The following is a 532-nucleotide window of genomic DNA, read 5'->3' as shown; positions in this document are numbered from 1 at the left end:
TTCATCGAAACCCACAACGAAAACCCCACCCCTTACAAGTGGGTCAAATCCGCCGACCAGATCCTCGCATCGGTCAAGCGTTTCTGCCAGAAGACAATGAACCGAACTTCAGATTCAGGTGACTAGCGCCCTAGGTACTTGAAAGTATCCCAACTGAAACGCGAGCCCTGTTCGGATGATCGGGTCTCGTCTCGTACCAACAAATCCACTTCGATGTACCTGACGAGGAAGTGATATGGCGGTCCAAAATTCTATACATCCTGTCGGCCCTCTGGGAAGCGGTGCGAGCATGTCGACTAGAGAACTTCTCGAAGCGGCCGACGATGAAGTTTGGAGCCCATACATGTATCACCAGACGTTCGATAGCGCGGATGCGACCCAGATTATCGCCGAGGATGCGCAGCAGCCAAGGGTTCATTCTAGCGACGCTCTTTGTTGCGGCACATTCGGCGAGTTGTTGCAAGGCCAGTTACCGGTCGGCTGGTTTCCTCGGGACCCTCACTTCTTGGTCACGATGCCCATCGCGCTCTTT

The 532-nt window shown here is 53.9% G+C and carries 2 pseudogenes; both read left to right on the top strand.

The window, feature by feature from the left end:
* A pseudogene (locus JQK88_RS35540) lies at positions 1 to 126 on the top strand (IS630 family transposase); the annotation flags it as partial.
* 109 nt (positions 127 to 235) lie between these two features.
* Positions 236 to 532: pseudogene (locus JQK88_RS35875) on the top strand (hypothetical protein); the annotation flags it as partial.

The sequence above is a fragment of the Mesorhizobium caraganae genome (assembly GCF_016836705.1).
GTDB classification, from domain to species: Bacteria; Pseudomonadota; Alphaproteobacteria; order Rhizobiales; family Rhizobiaceae; genus Mesorhizobium; species Mesorhizobium caraganae.
This window is presented reverse-complemented; position numbering and strand designations above follow the sequence as displayed.